Source organism: Pseudomonas sp. SJZ103 (assembly GCF_007828335.1).
Classification (GTDB): Bacteria; Pseudomonadota; Gammaproteobacteria; order Pseudomonadales; family Pseudomonadaceae; genus Aquipseudomonas.
In genome coordinates this window covers 1-18950 of the sequence record NZ_VIUN01000007.1, presented here as the reverse complement: position 1 = coordinate 18950, position 18950 = coordinate 1, and the positions used below count along the sequence as shown (strand labels likewise).

Sequence of the window (18950 nt, the reverse complement as noted above, 5' to 3'; positions counted from 1 at the left end):
CTTGATGAAGCGAAGCGTGCTCGTCCTGGCCATACTGGCCCTGGCCGCCTGCAATACCCCGGCGCGCATCGAGCCACCGGACAGCAAGACCGTCGAGGACGGCAAGCGCGCCCTCGACCAATTGGCCCAACTGCCCCCGGCAGTGGAGCGCATCCGTATCGGCGACCAGTTGCGCATCGTCCGCGATGCCGGCGAGATGCCGACACTGTCGGCGTTCAATGTCAGCACTATCTATGAGCTGACGCTGTACACGGTGCAGACCGACGGCAAGATCAACTACCCGTTCCTGGGGCCGATCCAGGTTGCCGGACGCCAGCCATCGGAGCTGGCCACCCAACTGACCCATGAACTCGCGGCCACCTACCGCGAACCCCGGGTGACGGTGAACATCAACCAGGCGCCGGGCAACTCGGTGATCGTCGGCGGCGCGGTGAATAACCCGACGGCGGTGCAGATTGCCACGGCCAACACCCTGGAACAGGCGATTGTCGGCGCCGGCGGCGTCAGCCCGGCAGGCAACGCGAGCATGGTCGCGCTGCTGCGCGAAGATGCCCAGGGCGCCTATCGCGCCTACTTCCTGGACTTCAGCCAGCTCCTCAAGACCGGCGCCAACGGGCGCAAACCGGTGCACCTGCAACGCGGCGATGTGGTGTTCGTGCCCAAATCCAACGTGGGCGAGCGCATCCAGGGCGTGGATACCTACATGAACCAACTGATCCCGTTCACCAAGTCCATCGGGGTCGGCTACAACTACACGCGCACCAGCGGCGGCGGCAACTAAAGGAGCGACATCCCATGATCGAGATCCGTTCTTTTCGTGATCTGCTGCGCCTGTTCTTTATCTTCCGACACGAGTTCAAGCTGGCCGCCATGGCGGCGCTGGTGATCATCCTGCTGGGGGCCTTCCTGCTGCCGGCCAAGTACGAATCCACGGCACGCCTGCTGGTCAAGCCGGGGCGCGATTCGACGCTGCCCATCGAAATCAGCAACCGCCAGGCGCTGGTCATGCCCAGCACCCAGCGCGACCCAATTGTCGATGAGGAGCGCCTGCTGACCGGGCGCCCGATTGTGCGCGCAGTGGCCGAGCACTACCTGGAAGTGATCAACAACGCGCCACCGCCGGAAGGCTTCTGGAAGCGCACCAAGTTCGCCATCAAGCGTGGCGTGGGCGCGGTGTTCGATGGTATTCGCGTGGTGCTGGAAACCGTCGGCGTGATTGAAAAAACCACCCCGGTGGAACGCCTGGCCGCCGGCCTGGAAAAAAGCTTCGAGGTGAGTCATGCCCCCGGCTCCACGGTGATGGACATCACCTTCACCTGGGGCAACCCGCAGATTGCCCAAGCGGTGGTCAAGGATTGGGTCGAGACCTATATCAACGAACGTACCCAGGCCCTGGGGCGCAAAAGCCTGTATGCCTTCTATGAAGGGCAGGTATCGAACAGCGCCACTGAGATCAAGCGCTACAAGGAACAGATCCTCACGCACCTGAACCAGATCGGCGCGGCGAGCATCACTGATCGCCTGGAAGACTTGTCAGAGCGCATCAACGTACTGCGTGGCGAAACGTTCAATACCACGCGCCTGATCGCCTCCTCCGACAGCGCCATCCAGAGCACCCGCACCCAGCTCAAGAGCCAGCCCAAGGAAGTCACCACGGTGCGCCAGATCGCACTGAACCCTCAGCAGCAGGACTTGCGTCGCCTGCTGAACCAGAAGCTGCTGGAAAAGGCCGACATGATGCGCACCTACACGGACAACGCGCCGCCGGTCAAAGCCCTGGATGCGTCGATCCGTGCGATGCAGGCCCAGGTCGCCAATGAAAGCAACACCGTGCAAAGCTCGGAAAACCGTGCCCCCAACACCCTGGAAATCCACTTGCAGCGAGTGCTGCTGGATGAATCGAGCAACAACCTGGCGCTGCGTACCCAGCTGACTCAACAGCAAAAACAACTGGCCAACCTTGAAGCACAGCGCAAGCAGGCCCTGGAGATTGAACCGGAGCTGACCCGCCTTGCCCGCGAGCTGAGCGCCACCGAACGCAACTACGCGCTGTACGTGGACAACCTGGAAAAATCGCGCATCGACCGTGAACTGGATAACAGCCAGATCAGCAACATCGCGGTGATCGAAGAAGCCACCCTGAACCCCGGCCGCATCTTCCCGAAAACCCTGGTGATGCTGGTGCTGGCGCTCCCGTTTGCGCTCGTCGTCGGCCTGCTGGTGATCTACCTGTGCTACCTGCTCGACCAGCGCATCCACGATGGCGGCCTGGCAGAACGCAAGTTCGGCTTGCCGCTGTGGACCACCCTGCCGGAGCTGGACACCAGCACCGCCCAAGGCACCAACGCGTTCAATGCGAGCATCTACCGCCTGTACGGTTTGCTGCAGTTGGACCGCATCGCCGAACAGGGCCTGACCCTTGGCCTGACCTCGGCGCGCCATGGTGAGGGCGTGACCTTCGTGGTGGAACAACTGCGCCAGTTGCTGCAGGAAAACGGCATCACGGTGCGCGTCGGCGGGGTTGCACCTGCGGCGCCGGGTGAAGTGGTGCTGCTGGACGCATCGGCGCTGCTGGATAACCGCGATGCGTTTATCAACCTGCGTCGCGCCGACCTGATCGGGCTGGTGGTGGAAGCGCAGAAGAGCACGGTGCCGGTGGTGGAGCACGCGCTGTCGATCCTCAACACGGCGTTCGGCAAGGTGGACGGCATCATCATCAACCGGCGCAAATTCGAAGTGCCGGCCAAGGTGCTTAAAACCATCGCCAAGTACCGGGGGGCGTTCTGATGCGTGTCGCCCTGCTCGCCCCGCTGCCACCGGAGAAAAATGGCATCGCCGACTACGCGAATTATTTCCGCACGGCCCTGGAACAACTGGGGGTGACGGTGCTGACGCCGTTGGCCGGTGTGGCGGGCAATAGCGAGGCGATCAAGCAGGCCGTCGGTGGGTTCGACTGGCACAGCGTGGACCTGGTCCACGCCGAGTTGGGCGGCGGACGGCTGGGGGAGTTCCTGGCACTGCGCGAGTTGCGCAAGGCCTACCCGGCACTGCCCTTGACCGCCACGGTGCATGATCCCGAACGCATCGTCTGGCGGCGTGAGCGCTTGCCGTTCCCGTTGAACCTGATGGAGCGCTTGCCCAGCCCGTTGCCACAGGCGGCGGTGGTGCTGGCCGATCCGCTGACCTTGCGTGAAGAGCGCCAGGTCGCCGCCGGTTTGACGCGCTTGATCACCCTCACCCGCCTGGGCGCCGAGTGCCTGAGCCAACGCATGCAACTGCCGGCGGGTAAAGTGGCGGTGATCCACCATGCCAACCTGGCGATTCCATCGGCGCCGTTACCGCGCCTGGATACGCTGCACCTGCTGTACTTCGGTTTTATCTACCGGGGCAAAGGCATCGAAGACCTGTTGCAGGCCCTGGCCGGCGTGTTCAAGCAAGCCCCCGAATTGCGTGGCCGTGTGCGCCTGACCCTGGCCGGTGGCACCGCTGCCGAAATGGCGTTTGGCGCGGGCGGCAATTATCTGGAACAGTTGAACACGCAGATCGCCGAACTCGGCCTGGCCGATGCCATCGACTGGCGGTTGAACCTGCCGGCTGAAGAGATTGCCCAGACCATCCAGGCCCACCATGTGATGGTGCTGCCCTATCGCGAATCGAAAAAGCTCGGCCTGCTCGGGCGCCAACGCGGGACCAGTGGCGCGCTGTCCTGGGCTACCGCCTGCGGGCGCGGGGCGATCACGTCTGACGCTCGCGCGTTTGCCGAGGAAGTCGCCAGCGGCAATGGCGCCATCTACCCCGAAGGCGATGTAGCCGCGCTCAGCGCGCAACTGCTGCGCCTGGCACGCACGCCGCTGCTGGCCCGGGACTGGGCCGAACGCGCCGGCGAAATCGGCCGCGAGCGTTTGTGGCCGTTGACCGCGCAGACGTTCAAGACGCTGTTTGAACACGCCATCGAGGGCAGCCGCCATGGCGCGTAAACGCACTTACGTCGCCACCCTGGTCGTGGTCGCCGCCCTGGGCCTCACCGCGTTTTTGTGGGGGCGCCAGGCCGATGCCGAAAGCCATGTGCTCAAGGGCAACAAAACGCTGGTGTGGAAGGATTTCCTCGGGGTGAACGCGCAGTTCCTGTGGTTCGCCCCTGAGCGCTATCAAAAGCAGATCGACCGTCTCAAGGCGCTGGGCCTGGAGTGGGTACGCCTGGATTTGCATTGGGACCGACTGGAGCCGGTCGAAGGGCAGTACCAGGTTGCGACGCTGGATCAGTTGGTGGGCAAACTGCAGGACAACCAGCTCAAGTCCGTGTTCTACCTGGTCGGGTCGGCGCCGTTCGCCACCACTGCGCCGGTGGGCGCGCCCTATCAGGACCAGTACCCGCCGAAAGACCCGAACGTGTTCGCCAACCGCATGGCGCTGTTGGCCCAGCGCTACCCCAGTGTCGACGCCTGGCAGGTGTGGAACGAACCGAACCTGCTGGGCTTCTGGCGCCCGGTGGCCGACCCGGCCGGCTACGCCACGCTGCTGACCACCAGCGCCGCCGCGTTGCGCGCAATACACCCAAGCAAACCGGTGGTGGCCGCCGGCATGGCGTTCTTCAGCGAAATGCCCAACGGCCAGAACATGTTCGATGCCCTCGGCGCCTTGGGCGTGGCCAGCCTGAATACCGTCGTCTCGTACCACCCCTATACCCAATTGCCCGAAGGCAACGACCCGGCCAACCTGGACTTTATCGCCAGGACCACCGCCCTCAACCACGCCCTGCGCAGCGGCGGTGTGCAGGCCCTGTGGAGCACCGAATGGGGCTGGTCGACCTACACCGGTCCCAAAGACGCCCAGGACATCATCACCCCACAGGCCCAGGCCGATTACGTGGTGCGCCGCCTGGCGCTGATGAGTGCGCTGGATTACGACCGGATTTTCCTGTTTACCCTCAGCGACCTGGACCAGCGCGCCAGTGTGCGGGACCAGTCTTACGGTTTGCTCGACATCGACGCCAACCCCAAGCCGGTCTACACCGCGCTGAAAAACTTCCTCGATGTCAGCGGTCCGACGCTCACCCCCGGCGACCCGCCCGGCGCCGACCAGTTGCCCGACGGCCTGTTCAGCATCGGCTGGACCCGCGCCGACGGGCGCAAGCTATGGTTCTTCTGGTCGGCCGAGGGCGGCAAGGCACACTTGCCCGCCCTGGCCGGCGCCACGCTGTACGACCCGTTGCGCGGCACACAAACCCCGGTAACCGGTACCGACGGCCTGACCGTGCCGGTCAAAACGAACTTGCAAATCCTGTTATGGGACTGAGGCCTGCCATGCGCATTTTATGGATCCTGCCCTACTCGCCCTGGCCCGCCACCAGCGGCGGCAAGACGCGCCAGTTTCACCTGCTGCGCAGCCTGGCCGCGCGTGGGCATCGGATCACCTTGCTGCTGCATGACAAGCACCCGGTATCCCTCGCCGACCGCCAGGTACTGGAAGCAATTGTCGAACAGTTGATCATCCTGCCGCGCCGCCCGTTGCGCAGCCTCAAGACCCTGGTGGCGGGGCTGTTTGCCCCCTACCCGCTGCTGGCCAGTGTGAACGGCCTGTCGGGCGAGTTGCGGGACACCTTCAATGGCTTGCTGGGTGAACAGTGGGACGTGGTGCAGATCGAACACAGCTACAGTTTCCAGCCTTACGAAGAGGCACTGGCGCGTAAGTCCCAGCCCTTTGTGCTGACCGAACACAATGTGGAGTCGGCCCTGGGCGCGGCCACCTACGACCGTTTGCCGCGTTGGTCGCTGCCGTTCATTCGCTACGATCAATGGCGCTATACCCGCTGGGAACGCCGGGTGATGCACCAGGCCACGCAGGTGGTGGCGGTCACTCAAAGCGATGCGCACATCCTGGAAAAGATCGCCGGCAAACCCGTGCCAGTGGTGGTCAATGGCGTGGACTGCGATCACTTCGCTGCGGCCCATCCCGACCCCTCGACATACCGTGTGCTGTTCCTCGGTAACTATGAATACGCGCCGAACGTGGACGCCATCGAATGGGCACTGGATGAAATCCTGCCCAAGGTCTGGGCGCGCTGTGCGGAGGCGCGCATGAGCGTATGCGGCTTCGGCATGCCCGACAGTTGGCGCGAGCGTTGGAAAGACCCGCGTATCGAATGGCAAGGCTTCGTGCCCAACCTGCTGGACCTGCAATCGAGCTGTTCGGTGTTCCTGGCGCCGTTGCGCCATGGCGGCGGCTCCAAGCTCAAGGTGCTCGAAGCCTTGGCCGCCGGCCTGCCACTGGCCAGCACCGAACAAGGCGTGTCGGGGCTGGACCTGGTGGAAGGCCTGGACTACCTCGGCGGGCAAAGCGCCGACGACTTGGCCGATGCCGTGGTGCGCCTGCTGCAATGTCCTGAGGCCGCTGCGGCCATGGGTGAGGCCGGCCGCGCCTATGTGCGCCGCGCCCATGACTGGAGCGTCGCCGCCAGCCAATTGGAACAGGTGTACGCCACCCTCGTGCCGCTGAGTCAGAGGGCGCCCGTATGCGTATAGGCCTGGATTACCGCACCGTCGGCACCTCGCCGCAATCGGGCATCAGTCGCCAGGTGTATGCGCTGGAGAGTGCGCTGTACACCTTGCCGGGCATCGAACTTGAGCGGTTTACCGTGGCGCCCCTGGGCGATGAGACCCGCTTGCAGGCCCATTGCCCGGCGTGGGGCTGTGCCAAGACCGCCATGCACCAGCCGCACCATCGCCTGCGTTTCGAGGCCGGTTTCCTGCCACGCGCCTTGCGTGAGCAGCACATCGACCTGTACATCAGCACCTTCAATATGGGCCTGCCGCTGCCCCCCAAACCGACGGGGTTGCGCACGGTGGTGCTGCTGCATGACCTGTTCCAGATCACCCTGAACAACTACCACGCCAACCGCTTGAAGGCGCTGATCTACAAGACCAGCGATCGCCTGTCGATTGCCTACGCGGTGCACAGCGCCGACCGTGTGTGGACGCCGTCGCAGTACAGCGCAGATGAAACCGCGCGGCTGTTTCCCAAAGCGGCGGGCAAGATTCGCGTGCTGCCCAACCAGGTCGACGGATTTGCCGAGCTGGCGGCCGACCTGAGCAAGCGTCAGTTGCCCGAGCGCTATTGGCTGCTGGTCGGCACCCGAGAGCTGCGCAAGAACGTGCCGTTTCTGGTGGACGCCTGGCAGCAGGCGCGGCGCCAATCCCCCAGCGTGCCGGAGTTGGTGCTGGTCGGTAGCCTTGATCATTTGCCTGAAGCCCAGCGCACGCTGCCGGGGATTCGTGCCTTGAGCGGTGTGTCGGATGCCGAGTTGCACGCCCTCTATCGTCAGGCTTCACGCCTGTGGCAGCCGTCCTATGCCGAAGGCTTTGGCCTGCCGGTGATCGAGGCCCTGAGCGTCGGCACGCCGGTGGCGGTGGCCAGTGGTACTTCGCTGGATGAAATCACCCCGCCGTCGGCCCCGCGTTTTTCGCCCACCGATGGCCCGGCGCTGGTGCAATTGATGGTCAGCCTGAGCGTGGGGCCGGATGAAGAGTCCGCCGAGCAACGGCGCCTGTGGGCGCAACGTTTCAACCATCATGCTTATCGCCAGCGCCTGGCCGAACTGATCGAGGAACTCCAGTGAGAGTGAACCTGGCAAGCCTCGTCGCGATCCTCTTCGGCCTGCTGTTTGGCGCGCTCGCCCTGCTGCTGTCGCCGGCCAAGGCGTTCCTCGCCGTGATCGGCCTGGCGGGGGCGGTGACCATCCTGCGCTTCCCGTTGTGGGGCCTGTTGCTGTTCGCCATGATCGCCACATTCATGCCCTACTCGACCATCAACCTGGGGATCCGCAGTACGGTAAGCGAGGCGATCCTGGCCCTGACCTGGGGCGCGGTGCTGTGGCACCACTTCCTGGCCCGCCTGCCCGATACGCCAAGCCTGACCCGCCGTCCCACCGACCAGATGCTGCTGTGGCTGATGCTGTTCAGCGTGTTCCCGTTCATCGTCGGCCAAGTCACCATCCACGCCGACAGCAGCGGCGTGGCCAACTGGCTGCGCTGGTTGCTGAGCCTGTCGGCGGTGTTCCTCTGCGCCAGATTACTGGTGGACCGCAAGCAGCGCGAATCCTTGGTGATCGCCCTGTTGCTGGGCAGCCTGGCGATGCTGGTGATCTCGATTGCGGTGTTCGTGCGCACGCGCTCCGGGGCCGGCATTGCGCCGATTCTGGCGTTGTTCAACTACGGCAACTTCGACATGTTGAAATTCGGCCTGGAGGCCATGTCTTCGCGCATGGGTTCGCCGTGGATGCACCCGAATGCCATCGGCGGGATCATGGCATTGCTGCTGCCCCTGGCCTTCTGCTTCGGCATAACCGAGCAAGGCTGGAAGCGCGCACTGGGCCTGGGCGTCGCCTGCCTGGGCGCGGCCGCGTTGCTGTTGGCCAGCAGCCGCGGCGCGATGGTCAGCCTGGCGTTGGTGCTGCTGTGGATGGCCACGCGCCGCGTGCCCTACACCGGGCGCCTGCTGATGATCGGCGCGGCGTTGACGGTGGCGCTGGTGATGGCCTACCCACCGTTGCAGGAACGCCTGGCGACGATTTTCTCGTCGGACAACGCCAGTACCGAAGTACGGTTCGACGAGTACCGCATGTTCCCGCAGGCGGTGGTGTCTTATCCATTTGGCATCGGCTTCAAGGTTGACCCGCCGGTGCCCGGCACCGACCTGCTGGGTATCTCCAACCTGTGGCTGAACTTCATCTACAAGACCGGCATCGTCGGCATGCTGTTCTTTGTGGCGGTGACTGTGCGCTGGTGGCGTGAAGCGCGTCCGGAAAAAGGCCCGATCCGCCTGACCAAGGATAATGCCCTGTGGCTGGGCACCACCGGCGGGATTCTGTCGGCGCTGGTCAGCGGCCTGTTCGACCACTACTTCAGCTTTGCGGTGGTGATGGTGGCGTTGTTCTGGCTGATGGTGGGCATCAATGTGCTGGAGGCGCGGCGGTTGTTTCCGACGCGGCTGCCGCAGGTGAAGTCCATGGCCTACCGCAAACCCCTGCTTGATGGGGCACGTCCCTGATGCTCGGCTCTGCCGCCTGGCTGACCCTGGCGACCCTGTTGGGCCTGTGCCTGGGGTTTGCCCGCGAGTGGTTGCTGGTGGCGGCCTGGGGCGCCGGAGAGCGCAGTGACGCCTTCCTGATCGCGCTGTTTTTGCCGGAAGCACTGCGCATGTCATTGGCTGGCGGTGTGCTGAGCGCCGCCGCGCTGCCGCTGTACCTGCAGCGCAAGGACGGCGAGCGCCTGAACTGGCTGGCGGTGTTGTTCCCGGCGTTGCTGCTGATCGCGCTGGTCACCAGCCTGCTGCTGACGCTGTTGGCACCGTGGCTGGTGCAAGTGCTCGGCCCGGGGTTGGCCGACACCGCCACGGCATTGGCCAGCCGTAACCTGCAGATCGTCGCCTGGTGTGTGCCGGGCTTGATGCTGCATGCACTGTTCAGCATTCCCTTGCAGGCCAGCGAACGTTTTGTCCTCGCGGGGCTGGGCTCGTTGCTGTTCAACCTGCCGCCGGTGGCTTACCTCGCCCTCGCGGGCACCTCCAGCCAACCGCACTCGCTGGCCCTGGCCTGCCTGGCCGGGAGCCTGTTGATGCCGCTGGCGCTGTTGCCCTCGGTGTGGCGCCAAGGCTGGCGGCCATGGCGCTGGCAACTGACCTTCGCGCCCTTGCGTGAGCTGGGCCAACGCATCGGCCCGCTGTTGTTGAGCAATGGCGCCAGCCAAGGGTTGGCGCTGATCGAGCGGCTGGTGGCGTCGCTGCTGGGCGAAGGCGCGGTGACCTGGGTCAACCTGGCGCGCAAGCTGATGAACCTGCCGCTGATTGCGCTGATGAGCCTCAACCAGGTGCTGCTGGGCATGATGAGCCGCCGCCAGGGCGATGAGCGCCTGGCCCTGCTCAAGCGCGGCGTGGAAACCGCCAGCGTGCTGACCTTGCCCGCCGGCGTCGGCCTGGTGGCTGCAGCCCCGAGCCTGGTGGCATTGCTGCTGCCCAAGCAATCGATGGATTCGCCGTTGCCGCTGCTGCTGGCCTGGTTTGCCGTGCCGTTGGTATTCGGCGCCTGGAACGCCTTGCTCGCACGCTATGCCTACGCCGCCGGCGATACGCGCCAGCCGCTGCGCTGCGAGTTGCTCGGCAGCCTGATCAACGTGTTGCTGTTGGCCGCCCTGCCCTTTGTGTTCGGCCTGGCCGGTATCCCCTTGGCCGCACTGGCCGGCGTGATCTGCACCGCACTGCTGCTGATGCAGCGCCAGGCCTTGCTCGGCGCATTGCCCTGGGCCCGGCACTGGCTGCTCAGTGCGCTGCTGATGGGGCTGGCGGCTCTGGTGCTGTTTGGTATTGAGGGCGTGTGGCGGCAACTGGGGCTGAGCACCCTGGCGGGCACCATGGTGTTGCTCGGGATGGGGCTGTGGCTCAAGCCGTGGCGCAAGGCATGACGCTTATTGTAGGCGCTGGCTCGCCAGCGCCTACAGGGGCGGTGGAGTTTATGGATCGGGAGCACTCAGGTGAAAAATCGCTGGATTCAAATGGATATCGCCAAAGGCATCGGCATCCTGGTGATCGTGTATGCCCACAGTTGGTTTGTCGCCACGTCCCTGGACCTGATGTACCCGATCCTGGCGTCGTTCGTGCTGCCGTTGTTCTTCTTTTTGTCGGGGGTGTTTTTCAAGCCTGAACAGCCGTTTGTCGAGATGGCGGTGCGCAAGGCGGATGGCCTGCTCAAGCCGTTTTTCTTCACCCTGCTGGTGTATGTGATCGTGCGCGATGTGCTGCGCGGCCAACCGCTGCTGCCGGACATTGGCGGCGTGCTGTACGCCTCGGTGGACACCATCCCGTGGCAGGCGCTGTGGTTTTTGCCGCACTTCTGGGTGGCGATCCTGTTCAGTTGGGCGGTACTGCGGCTGATCCAACGCCTGCCGCTGGCGGTGAGTTGCGCGGTGATGCTGGTGCCGCTGCTGATCGGCATCTGGATGCTGCCATTCTTCTGGCAATTGCCGGTGACCCTCGGCGGGCAAACCTGGGTGCTGCCCGGCTTGCCGTTCAGCCTGGACATCACCCTGATCAGCAGCGCGTGTTTCGTCTACGGCTACCTGCTGCGGGACTGGTTGCGTACCCATGCGGGGTCACTGCTGACGCTGTTGGTTTCGGTGGTGCTGTTCGCGGCAGTGTTCATTTACAGCCACGACACCATGGACCTGGCACAACGTCGCTACGACCACTGGCTGTGGACCAGCCTGCTGGCGGTGATTGGGGTGTACCTGTGCTGGGCGTTGGCGCGGGTGCTGATGGCCTCGACGTTGATCACCCGGGCCATGACCTACATCGGCCAGTCGACGCTGATCCTGCTGATCTTCCATGGTGAGATCCAGCACAAGACGTTTGATTTGATGGAGCGTCTTGGGCTGCATGCGTTTGTCGCGGCATGTATTGGGTTTGTGGTGGCGGTGGTGGTGCCGTTGTTTATCGGGGAAGTGATCAAGCGAGTGGCGTTCCTGCGTTTTTTCTACTTTCCGTTTCCGGTGCGCAAGGCTGCCAAATAACGGTAGGAGCGAGGTTGCTCCTACCGTTATTTGGGTTCAGTCATCCAGTTGTTGTGCAGCGGGCTTGCCGGCATGTTTCGCAGGCTTGGCGCCCTTGGCCGGAGCCGGTGCAACGGGTTCTGGTTCCGGGGCGGCGACGGTTTCTTTCTCGGCCATCGGCATCTGGTCGATGGCACTGAAAAACTCCTTCAAATCGAGGGTATCCGGCGGTACGGTTTTCTCGACTTTCTTCTCGCCATCCTTGCCCACCAGGATCACTTTGGTGCCGCTGCCGGCACCCAGTTTGAGGGCGCGAATCAGCGCGTTGGTTTCAGGCGGCGTGAGCTTCTTGTTGTCTTTGGGGTCTTTGGCGAACTTCTCACCTTCGGCACCGATGCTGCCGAACTTCACGGTGTAGAACACCATGCTGCGCTCTTCAAAGGACTGCTTGGTGGCAGGCTCGTCCAGTTGTTTCTTGAGGGTCGCCAGTGTGTCGTTGCCGGAATCAAGCTCCACCACCACCAGTGGCCGGGCTTTGCCCAGGTCCTGCTTAAGCGGGTTGATATCATCAGCAGCCAACAGCGGCCCCGTAAAAGCCATCAAGGTAGCCAGGGTCAGCGACCGGATGAGCATGCGCACCTCCTTTGAATTCCATGCAGGGTTCTTGAGTTTCATGTCTGCGACAGTCAAATTCAAGGATGATTCCTACACCGCGTTCAGAAAGCGTAGGTCAGGACGCCCGCTGCGCAAGGGGTTGGAGTAGACATCCGGCATTGTTTCCTTTGATTGCGGAAACATTACGAGACCTTCCAGTCCGGCCAATGCCGGGCAAACACAGGCGCCACGATAGGGTCGACATCCACTTGCGCGAGAGTCTGGGCAAAGCCAGGCGCCAGGGCGCTCAACGCTTCCCGTGCCTGATCCCAGCGCGACACCGCCGCCGCCATGATGCCCAGCGCATTCGGCTCGCCGTTGGGCGCAAACAACTGGCCGGCAAACTGTTCGGCAAACACCACCCAGGCCTGATGCAGATAGCGGCGCGTGCCCGCGACCAATTGCGCCTGCACCGCTTCATCGGCGTTGCCCAGCCAGCGTTGCGGGTAGTCGATGATGCCGATGGCCGAATAACAATTGGCCGCGATGTACACCAGGCCCCGGATGATCTGGGCACGGTCGCCGCCCAGCAGATGCGCGCCGGGAAACGCCAGGCCGAGGTGGATCAGGATGGCCGCGCTTTCGGTCAGCACCTGGCCATCAGGGGTGACCAGGGTGGGCACCTGTTTGAGCGGGTTGATACGGGCGAGCTCGTCGCTGCCCTCGCCGTCGGCCCAGGAGGCAGCGTCCACCCGTCGCCACGGCACCGCGCACCGCTGCAGGGCGATTTCGATCATGCAGGAGCCGGATTCGTCGATGCCAAAGAGCGTGTACATTGCCTTTCCTCCATTGGATGAATCAAGGATTTTAGAACAGACCCATTTGCCCGCCGACCAGGGTGCTGAAATCGTCATTCACGAACGGCAGGATGGCATCCGCGACCGGTTGCAATTGCCGGGTGACGTAGTGGTCGTAATCAATCGGCGCCTGGCGTACTTCCAGCGGTTCGGGGCCGTTGACGCTGATCACGTAGCGGATCCAGCCGCCGCGCTGGTATTGGCGCGGGCGCCCCAGGCGGTCGTTGTATTCATCGGCCAAGCGCGCCGCGCGTACATGGGGCGGCACGTTGCGCTCGTAGTCGTCCAATTGGCGGCGCAGGCGCTTGCGGTAGATCAGCAGTTCATCGAACTCGCCGCTCAAGGTGCGGCGCACGTAGTCGCGTATGTAGTCCTGATGGGGCTGGCGGTGGAAGATGCGCTGATAGAGTTCCTGCTGGAATCGGCGGGCCAGGGGCGACCAGTCGCTGCGTACGGTCTCCAGGCCTTTGTAGATCATCTCTTCGCTGCCGTCGGCACGGGTGACCAGGCCGGCGTAGCGTTTTTTGCTGCCCTCCTCCGCGCCGCGAATGGTCGGCATCAGGAAGCGGCTGAAGTGGGTTTCGTATTGCAGCTCCAGGGCGCTTTGCAGGCCGAACGTGCTGTGCAGGTGCTCACGCCACCACGCGTTGACGTGTTTGACCAGCGCCTGGCCGATACGGCTGGCGTCTTCCTGGGAATGTGCGCTGCCGAGCCAGACGAAGGTGGAGTCGGTGTCGCCGTAGATCACCTCATAACCCTGGGCTTCAACCAGTTCGCGGGTCTGGCGCATGATCTGGTGGCCGCGCATCGTGATCGAGGAAGCCAGCCGTGTATCGAAGAAGCGGCAACCGCTGGAACCGAGCACGCCGTAGAAGGCGTTCATGATGATTTTCAGCGCCTGGGACAGTGGCGCGTTGTGCTCCCGCTTGGCCTCTTCACGGCCTTCGGAGACGCGCGCGACGATGGAGGGCAGGCAGTGCCGGGTGCGAGAAAAACGTGCGCCGCGAAAGCCTTCTACTGAGTCGCTGTCGTCGGGGTGCTTGAGGCCTTCGATCAGGCCCACCGGGTCGATCAGGAAGCTGCGGATGATCGACGGGTAGAGGCTTTTGTAATCGAGTACCAGCACCGACTCGTAGAGGCCGGGGCGCGAGTCCATGACAAACCCGCCGGGGCTGGCCTGGGGCGGTTTGTCGCCCAGGTTTGGCGCAACGAAGCCCTGGCGGTGCATAAGCGGCATGTACAGGTGGGTAAACGCCGCCACCGAGCCGCCGTTGCGGTCGGCCGGCAACCCGGTGACGCTGGCGCGTTCGAGCAGGAACTTGAGCAGTTCGGTCTTCTCGAAAATCCGCGTGACCAGCTCGCAATCCTTGAGGTTGTAGCGCGCCAGGGCAGGCTTGTCCTCGGCGAACATGCGGTTGATTTCGTCCATGCGTTGATACGGGGTGGAGATGTCCTTGCCCTCACCGAGCAGGGTTTGCGCGACGTTTTCCAGGCTGAAGGATTCGAAGCTCCAAGTGGCCGAACGCAAGGCCTCGATACCGTCGATAATCAGGCGCCCCGCGGCCGCGGCGAAGTAATGGTTGCGGCTGCCGTGTTCGCGCCAGGCCATGGGCTCATCGCCGCGGCCGAGCATCAGCGGCACATTGAGGCGCTGGGCATGTTCATGCAGGACGCGCAGGTCGAACTGCACCACATTCCAGCCGATGATTGCATCGGGGTCATGGGTGGCGAGCCATTGGTTAAGGCATTCGAGGAGTTGGGCGCGGGTGTCGCAGTAGTCGAGCTTGAAATCCACCGCGCCAGTCTTGTTCGGCGGGCCGAGCATGTACACCTGGCGTTCGCCGCAGCCTTCGAGGGCGATGGAATAGAGGTCGCCTTGGGCGGTGGTCTCGATATCCAGGGACACCAGCTTGAGCGGCGGGCGGTAGTCGGGCGCGGGCTTCATCTGCGCATCGCACAGGGCACCACTGGCATCGGGTGTACCGCCGAACCAGACCGGAGCGGTGATGAAACGCTCCATCATGTAGCGTTCGGGCGGGCGCACATCGGCTTCGTAGACGTCGACACCGGCGGCGCGCAGGCGTTTTTCTACGTCCATCAACTGGCGATGCTGGCGAGTGTAGAGGCCCAGAACCGGACGGTGATGGAAATCGCAGAGTTGCAGCGGGCGCAATTCGATATCGCGCTCGCCCTTGAGCAACCAATCCAGCGGCTTGCGATGGGCCTCGGGAATGAACATCACCGAGGTCTGCACGGGTAGGCGGATAAACCGTGGGCCGTGGTCTGTGGCCAACCAGAAACTGACCTCCGTGCCCGCCAGGGTATCGCGCCAATGCCGGGTCAGGACAAAACCCTGCTGTAAATCCACCGTACCGCACCTCAGGAATAGCTTTCAGGCGTTGATTCTACTCGGCATCCGCGCCATCGGTGTACGTTCCTTCCGGCTCAACGCCAGCGTGGACTGGGATGTACCCGTCCTGCAAGGCGTGACCCTCAACGGGCGCATGCTGCGCACCGGTGGCCAGTACGCGGTGCGGCCAACAACCTGAGCCTGCCGGCCTGGAGCCGCTTCGATAGAGGCGCGCGCGATACGTTCACGCTGGACCAGCGTGATGTGACACTCGGGGCCACTGTGGAAAACGTCGCCAACGAAAAATACTGGGAATCGGCTCAGGGCGGGGTCCTGAGCCAAGGCGATCCTCGCGCAGCCAAGTTGTCGGCGACGGTGGACTTCTAACGGCGGCGAAAGCGGGCAACAGTGGATGATGCCCGCTAACCGGCTCACGCCCTACGTGCTTTGCTCAAATAGTTTTCGATATTGCCCATCTGCTCGTCCCAGCCACGGGAATTCATCTTGAAGGCCTTTTGCCGACGAGCCTCCGGTACCGCGTCGAAACCGGATTCCACCACCCGTAGCAAAATGCCCGGCGCCCGATCCTCAATGGTGAATTCCACCAGTGTCGGTGTTTCCTTGTCGTAGTCGACGCCCTCCTCCACTGCGAAGGGGTGCCACCAGAAAGAGAACAGCGTCTGCGGCAGGATGCGTTCGATTCTGGCTTTCCAGATCACATGTTCGTAACCTGGGTAGGTAATCGGCGCCTCTATGGTTTCCCCTGCCACAAAGGCTTTGCCCTTAAGGGCGATGCCAAACCAATTACCAAATTGCTCGGCATTGGTGAGCGCTTCCCAGACCTGTTTACGTGAAGCGTTCAGCAGAACTTTTCGCTCGATGCGATCTAATACGTGCATAAGTCACCTCCTCCGTTGACAGTAGGCGACATCAAACAATGCGCAACCTCAGGTTGTAAGCAATCATGATGACCCCGTCCTTGAACCGGCAATACGTTTATGACTGACCCATTGAATGGAAGTTGCTTCTGCACAGGTGTTCGCTATCAAGTGGACCAGCTGGACATGCCGATCAGCCACTGCCACTGCTCGAGCTGCCGCAAAATACATGCGGCGCCGTTTGTCGCCACCGCTGGAGTAATGCGCGAACATTTTCGCTGGACGCGGGGGGAGGAACTATTGGCGTCCTTTGAATCTTCGCCGGGCAAGCTCAGGCATTTCTGCTCGCGCTGTGGCTCACATCTGATAGCGGAACGTGGGCATCAACCCCATGTGATCGTGCGGGTGGCGACGCTGGACGATGATCCGGGCGTCAGGCCCACCTCGCACATCTGGACGGCCCATGATGTGCCCTGGCTTGCTCATGAAGGCATAGAGCAATGGGACGAGTGGAAGACATGACTTAGACGTGCGGTTCACCTGGCGCTTTTGCCGGCGTCGCATATTGCGGCTTCAGGTGACCTTCCTTGTCAAGTAACCAGGCATCCATGATTTGCCGCACCACCGGACCCGCGACGCGGCCACCGGCCTCACCGTTTTCGATCATCACCGAAATAACGATTTTCGGGTGTTCGGCCGGGGCGAAGCCAACGAACAACGCGTTGTCACGGTGGCGCTCCAGGGTCTTCTCGCGGTTATAACGCTCGCCTTGCTTGATCGCAACCACTTGCGCGGTACCGCTCTTGCCGGCAATGCGATATTGCGCCCCTTGTGCGGCGGCCCGGGCGATACCTCGTGGGTCGTGCATCACCAGTTGCATGCCGTGGTTGACCTGCTCCCAATCACGCGGATCCTTGAGGACGACGTTGGGCATCGGGTTCTCGTCCACCGGCGGCTCGCCATTGATAGTCTTGGCCAGGTGCGGTCGATTCCACACGCCCTTGTTGGCGATCAACGCCGTGGCCTGGGCCAATTGCAGCGGTGTGACTTGCATGTAACCCTGGCCAATGCCGAGGATCACGGTTTCTCCTGGGAACCAGGGTTGGCGCCGTGTGGCGCGCTTCCAAGCCTGGGATGGCATCAAGCCAGCTGACTCTTCGAACATGTCCAGGGAGACTTTCTGGCCCAGGCCGAACTCGGCCAAGTAGTCGTGCAGGCGGTCAATGCCGAGCTTGTGAGCAAGGTCGTAAAAGTAAGTGTCATTGGAACGCATAATGGCAGCGTCCATGTCTACCCAGCCGTCGCCGCTGTGGTTCCAATTGCGGTATTTGTGGTCAAAGTCAGGGAGCTGGTAGTAACCAGGGTCGAACACACGTGTCTGTGCGGTGACGACTCCGCTGTCGAGGCCGGCGATAGCCACTTCCGGCTTGATGGTCGAACCCGGCGCGTAGAGCCCCCGCAATACGCGGTTGAACAGCGGCCGGTCGATGGAGTCGTGCAACGCGGCATATTCCTTAAAACTGATGCCGGTGACGAACAGGTTCGGGTCAAAACTCGGCTTGCTGACCATGGCCAGCACTTCGCCGGTTTGCGGATCAAGGGCAACCACCGAACCACGGCGATCGCCCAAGGCCTCTTCCGCAGCTTCCTGGAGCTTCACGTCGAGGCTCAGGACGATATTTTTGCCGGGGATAGGGTCGGTGTGCTTGAGCACACGCAGTACGCGGCCCTGGGCATTGGTCTCGACCTCTTCGTAGCCGACATGACCATGCAGTTCGGATTCGTAGAAACGCTCGATACCGGTTTTGCCGATGGACTGTGTGCCACGGTATTCCACCGAATCAAGGGCTTTGGATTCTTTCTCATTGATCCGTCCCACATAGCCGATGGAGTGGGCAAAGTGCGCACCCAGCGGGTAGTGACGGACGAATTGCGGTTCTACGTCTACCCCTGGCAGGCGGAACTCATTCACCGCCAGCAATGCAATTTGCTCTTCGGTCAACTCGTAAAACAACGTCACAGGAACGAACGGGTGGCGTGCCTGCTTCAGGGCCTTGTCGAACAGCGCACGGTCTTCGACAGGCAGGTGCAGCAAGTTGACGATAGCGTCGAGTTCACCCTTGAGGTCGGTGGTGCGCTCGCGAGTGATGGTCAGATTGTAGCTGGGTCGGTTATCAGCCAGCACCACGCCATTACGGTCATAGATAAGGCCGCGCGTCGGAGTGATGGGCAGCACGTGGACGCGGTTGTTCTCAGAAATCGTGGAATGGTAGTCGAACTGTACGACTTGAAGGAAATACATACGCCCCACCAGGGCACACGTAATGCCTATCACCAACAACGCACAAGCGAGCAGGCGCTTGTTGACTAGGCGGTTCTCTTTTTCGTGATCTTTAATCGGTATCGGTGCGGGCATTTCTACAGCATCTCGTTGAAGAAGGTCGACGCCGCGTCCTGCGATGAAAGATCAGTCCTTGAGAAATGTGCTGCACCATACCAAAAATGCAGAAACACTTTGCATTGAATTCCCCAACGGCACTCTGAAGTGAGTTCCATCTCGACGGGTACGGTGACACGGCAGCCGCCCTTGAGGATATTCAACAGCTCACTCGGCTAGGCGTGCGCACTTTTCGACCGCCCAAAACAAAACCCCATCTGCTTTCGCAAATGGGGTTTCGGAATTTAATCTTGACGATGACCTACTCTCACATGGGGAAACCCCACACTACCATCG

15 protein-coding genes and 1 pseudogene are annotated in these 18950 nt (G+C 62.6%); 11 read left to right on the top strand and 5 right to left on the bottom strand.

From position 1 onward, the window contains the following. The first annotated feature begins 4 nt into the window (after positions 1–4). The 9 genes from FBY10_RS16515 to FBY10_RS16475 all read left to right on the top strand — a co-directional run bounded on the left by FBY10_RS16515 (position 5) and on the right by FBY10_RS16475 (position 11558). Positions 5–781, top strand: coding sequence for a polysaccharide biosynthesis/export family protein (locus FBY10_RS16515; protein WP_131700050.1), 777 nt, complete (start codon positions 5–7; stop codon positions 779–781). A 14-nt stretch (positions 782–795) separates the two neighbouring features. Next, positions 796–2787, top strand: coding sequence for an exopolysaccharide transport family protein (locus FBY10_RS16510; protein WP_131700051.1), 1992 nt, complete (start codon positions 796–798; stop codon positions 2785–2787). Beyond that, on the top strand, positions 2787–3977 hold the full coding sequence (locus FBY10_RS16505) for a glycosyltransferase (RefSeq protein WP_145337061.1): 1191 nt from the start codon (positions 2787–2789) through the stop codon (positions 3975–3977). The genes FBY10_RS16510 and FBY10_RS16505 overlap by 1 nt, the downstream gene beginning before the upstream one ends. After that, positions 3967–5295 carry a beta-galactosidase gene (locus FBY10_RS16500; RefSeq protein ID WP_145337060.1) on the top strand — a complete coding sequence of 443 codons (1329 nt, stop codon included), beginning with the start codon at positions 3967–3969 and terminating at the stop codon, positions 5293–5295. Before FBY10_RS16505 ends, FBY10_RS16500 begins: the two co-directional genes overlap by 11 nt. Positions 5296–5303: 8 nt before the next feature. Further along, positions 5304–6521: a glycosyltransferase family 4 protein gene (locus tag FBY10_RS16495; protein WP_145337059.1), complete on the top strand. Its 1218-nt coding sequence runs from the start codon at positions 5304–5306 to the stop codon at positions 6519–6521. Beyond that, positions 6512–7615 (top strand): glycosyltransferase family 1 protein, encoded by a 1104-nt coding sequence (locus tag FBY10_RS16490; RefSeq protein WP_145337058.1) that lies wholly within the window; start codon positions 6512–6514, stop codon positions 7613–7615. Before FBY10_RS16495 ends, FBY10_RS16490 begins: the two co-directional genes overlap by 10 nt. Before the next feature lie 2 nt (positions 7616–7617). Beyond that, complete coding sequence (locus tag FBY10_RS16485; RefSeq protein ID WP_145337057.1) at positions 7618–9045, top strand: O-antigen ligase; 1428 nt, start codon at positions 7618–7620, stop codon at positions 9043–9045. After that, positions 9045–10454 carry a lipid II flippase MurJ gene (locus tag FBY10_RS16480; protein WP_145337056.1) on the top strand — a complete coding sequence of 470 codons (1410 nt, stop codon included), beginning with the start codon at positions 9045–9047 and terminating at the stop codon, positions 10452–10454. The genes FBY10_RS16485 and FBY10_RS16480 overlap by 1 nt, the downstream gene beginning before the upstream one ends. Before the next feature lie 69 nt (positions 10455–10523). Further along, a complete protein-coding gene (locus FBY10_RS16475) occupies positions 10524–11558 on the top strand; it encodes an acyltransferase family protein (RefSeq protein ID WP_145337055.1) in 1035 nt (344 codons plus the stop codon). 36 nt (positions 11559–11594) lie between these two features. Here the strand turns inward: FBY10_RS16475 and FBY10_RS16470 are convergent, their stop codons facing one another. The 3 genes from FBY10_RS16470 to FBY10_RS16460 form a co-directional block, all read right to left on the bottom strand. Continuing rightward, complete coding sequence (locus FBY10_RS16470) at positions 11595–12170, bottom strand: DUF4174 domain-containing protein (RefSeq protein ID WP_131700059.1); 576 nt, start codon at positions 12168–12170, stop codon at positions 11595–11597. 164 nt (positions 12171–12334) lie between these two features. After that, a complete protein-coding gene (locus FBY10_RS16465) occupies positions 12335–12967 on the bottom strand; it encodes a glutathione S-transferase family protein (RefSeq protein ID WP_145337054.1) in 633 nt (210 codons plus the stop codon). Between the two features lie 31 nt (positions 12968–12998). Then, complete coding sequence (locus FBY10_RS16460) at positions 12999–15356, bottom strand: DNA polymerase II (protein WP_145337053.1); 2358 nt, start codon at positions 15354–15356, stop codon at positions 12999–13001. A gap of 43 nt (positions 15357–15399) precedes the next feature. On the opposite strand from FBY10_RS16460, the pseudogene FBY10_RS16455 reads away from it, so the two are divergent. Further along, positions 15400–15725, top strand: a pseudogene (locus tag FBY10_RS16455) (TonB-dependent siderophore receptor); the annotation flags it as partial. A gap of 44 nt (positions 15726–15769) precedes the next feature. Here FBY10_RS16455 and FBY10_RS16450 read toward each other — a convergent pair. Next, entirely contained in the window at positions 15770–16237 is a 468-nt protein-coding gene (locus tag FBY10_RS16450; protein ID WP_131700062.1) for an SRPBCC family protein, read from the bottom strand. A 99-nt stretch (positions 16238–16336) separates the two neighbouring features. Here FBY10_RS16450 and FBY10_RS16445 point away from each other — a divergent pair, with 99 nt between their 5' ends. Further along, entirely contained in the window at positions 16337–16738 is a 402-nt protein-coding gene (locus FBY10_RS16445) for a GFA family protein (RefSeq protein WP_131700063.1), read from the top strand. Between the two features lies 1 nt (position 16739). Here the strand turns inward: FBY10_RS16445 and mrdA are convergent, their stop codons facing one another. Beyond that, positions 16740–18632, bottom strand: coding sequence for a penicillin-binding protein 2 (gene mrdA / locus FBY10_RS16440; RefSeq protein ID WP_131700064.1), 1893 nt, complete (start codon positions 18630–18632; stop codon positions 16740–16742). Between the last annotated feature and the right edge of the window lie 318 nt (positions 18633–18950).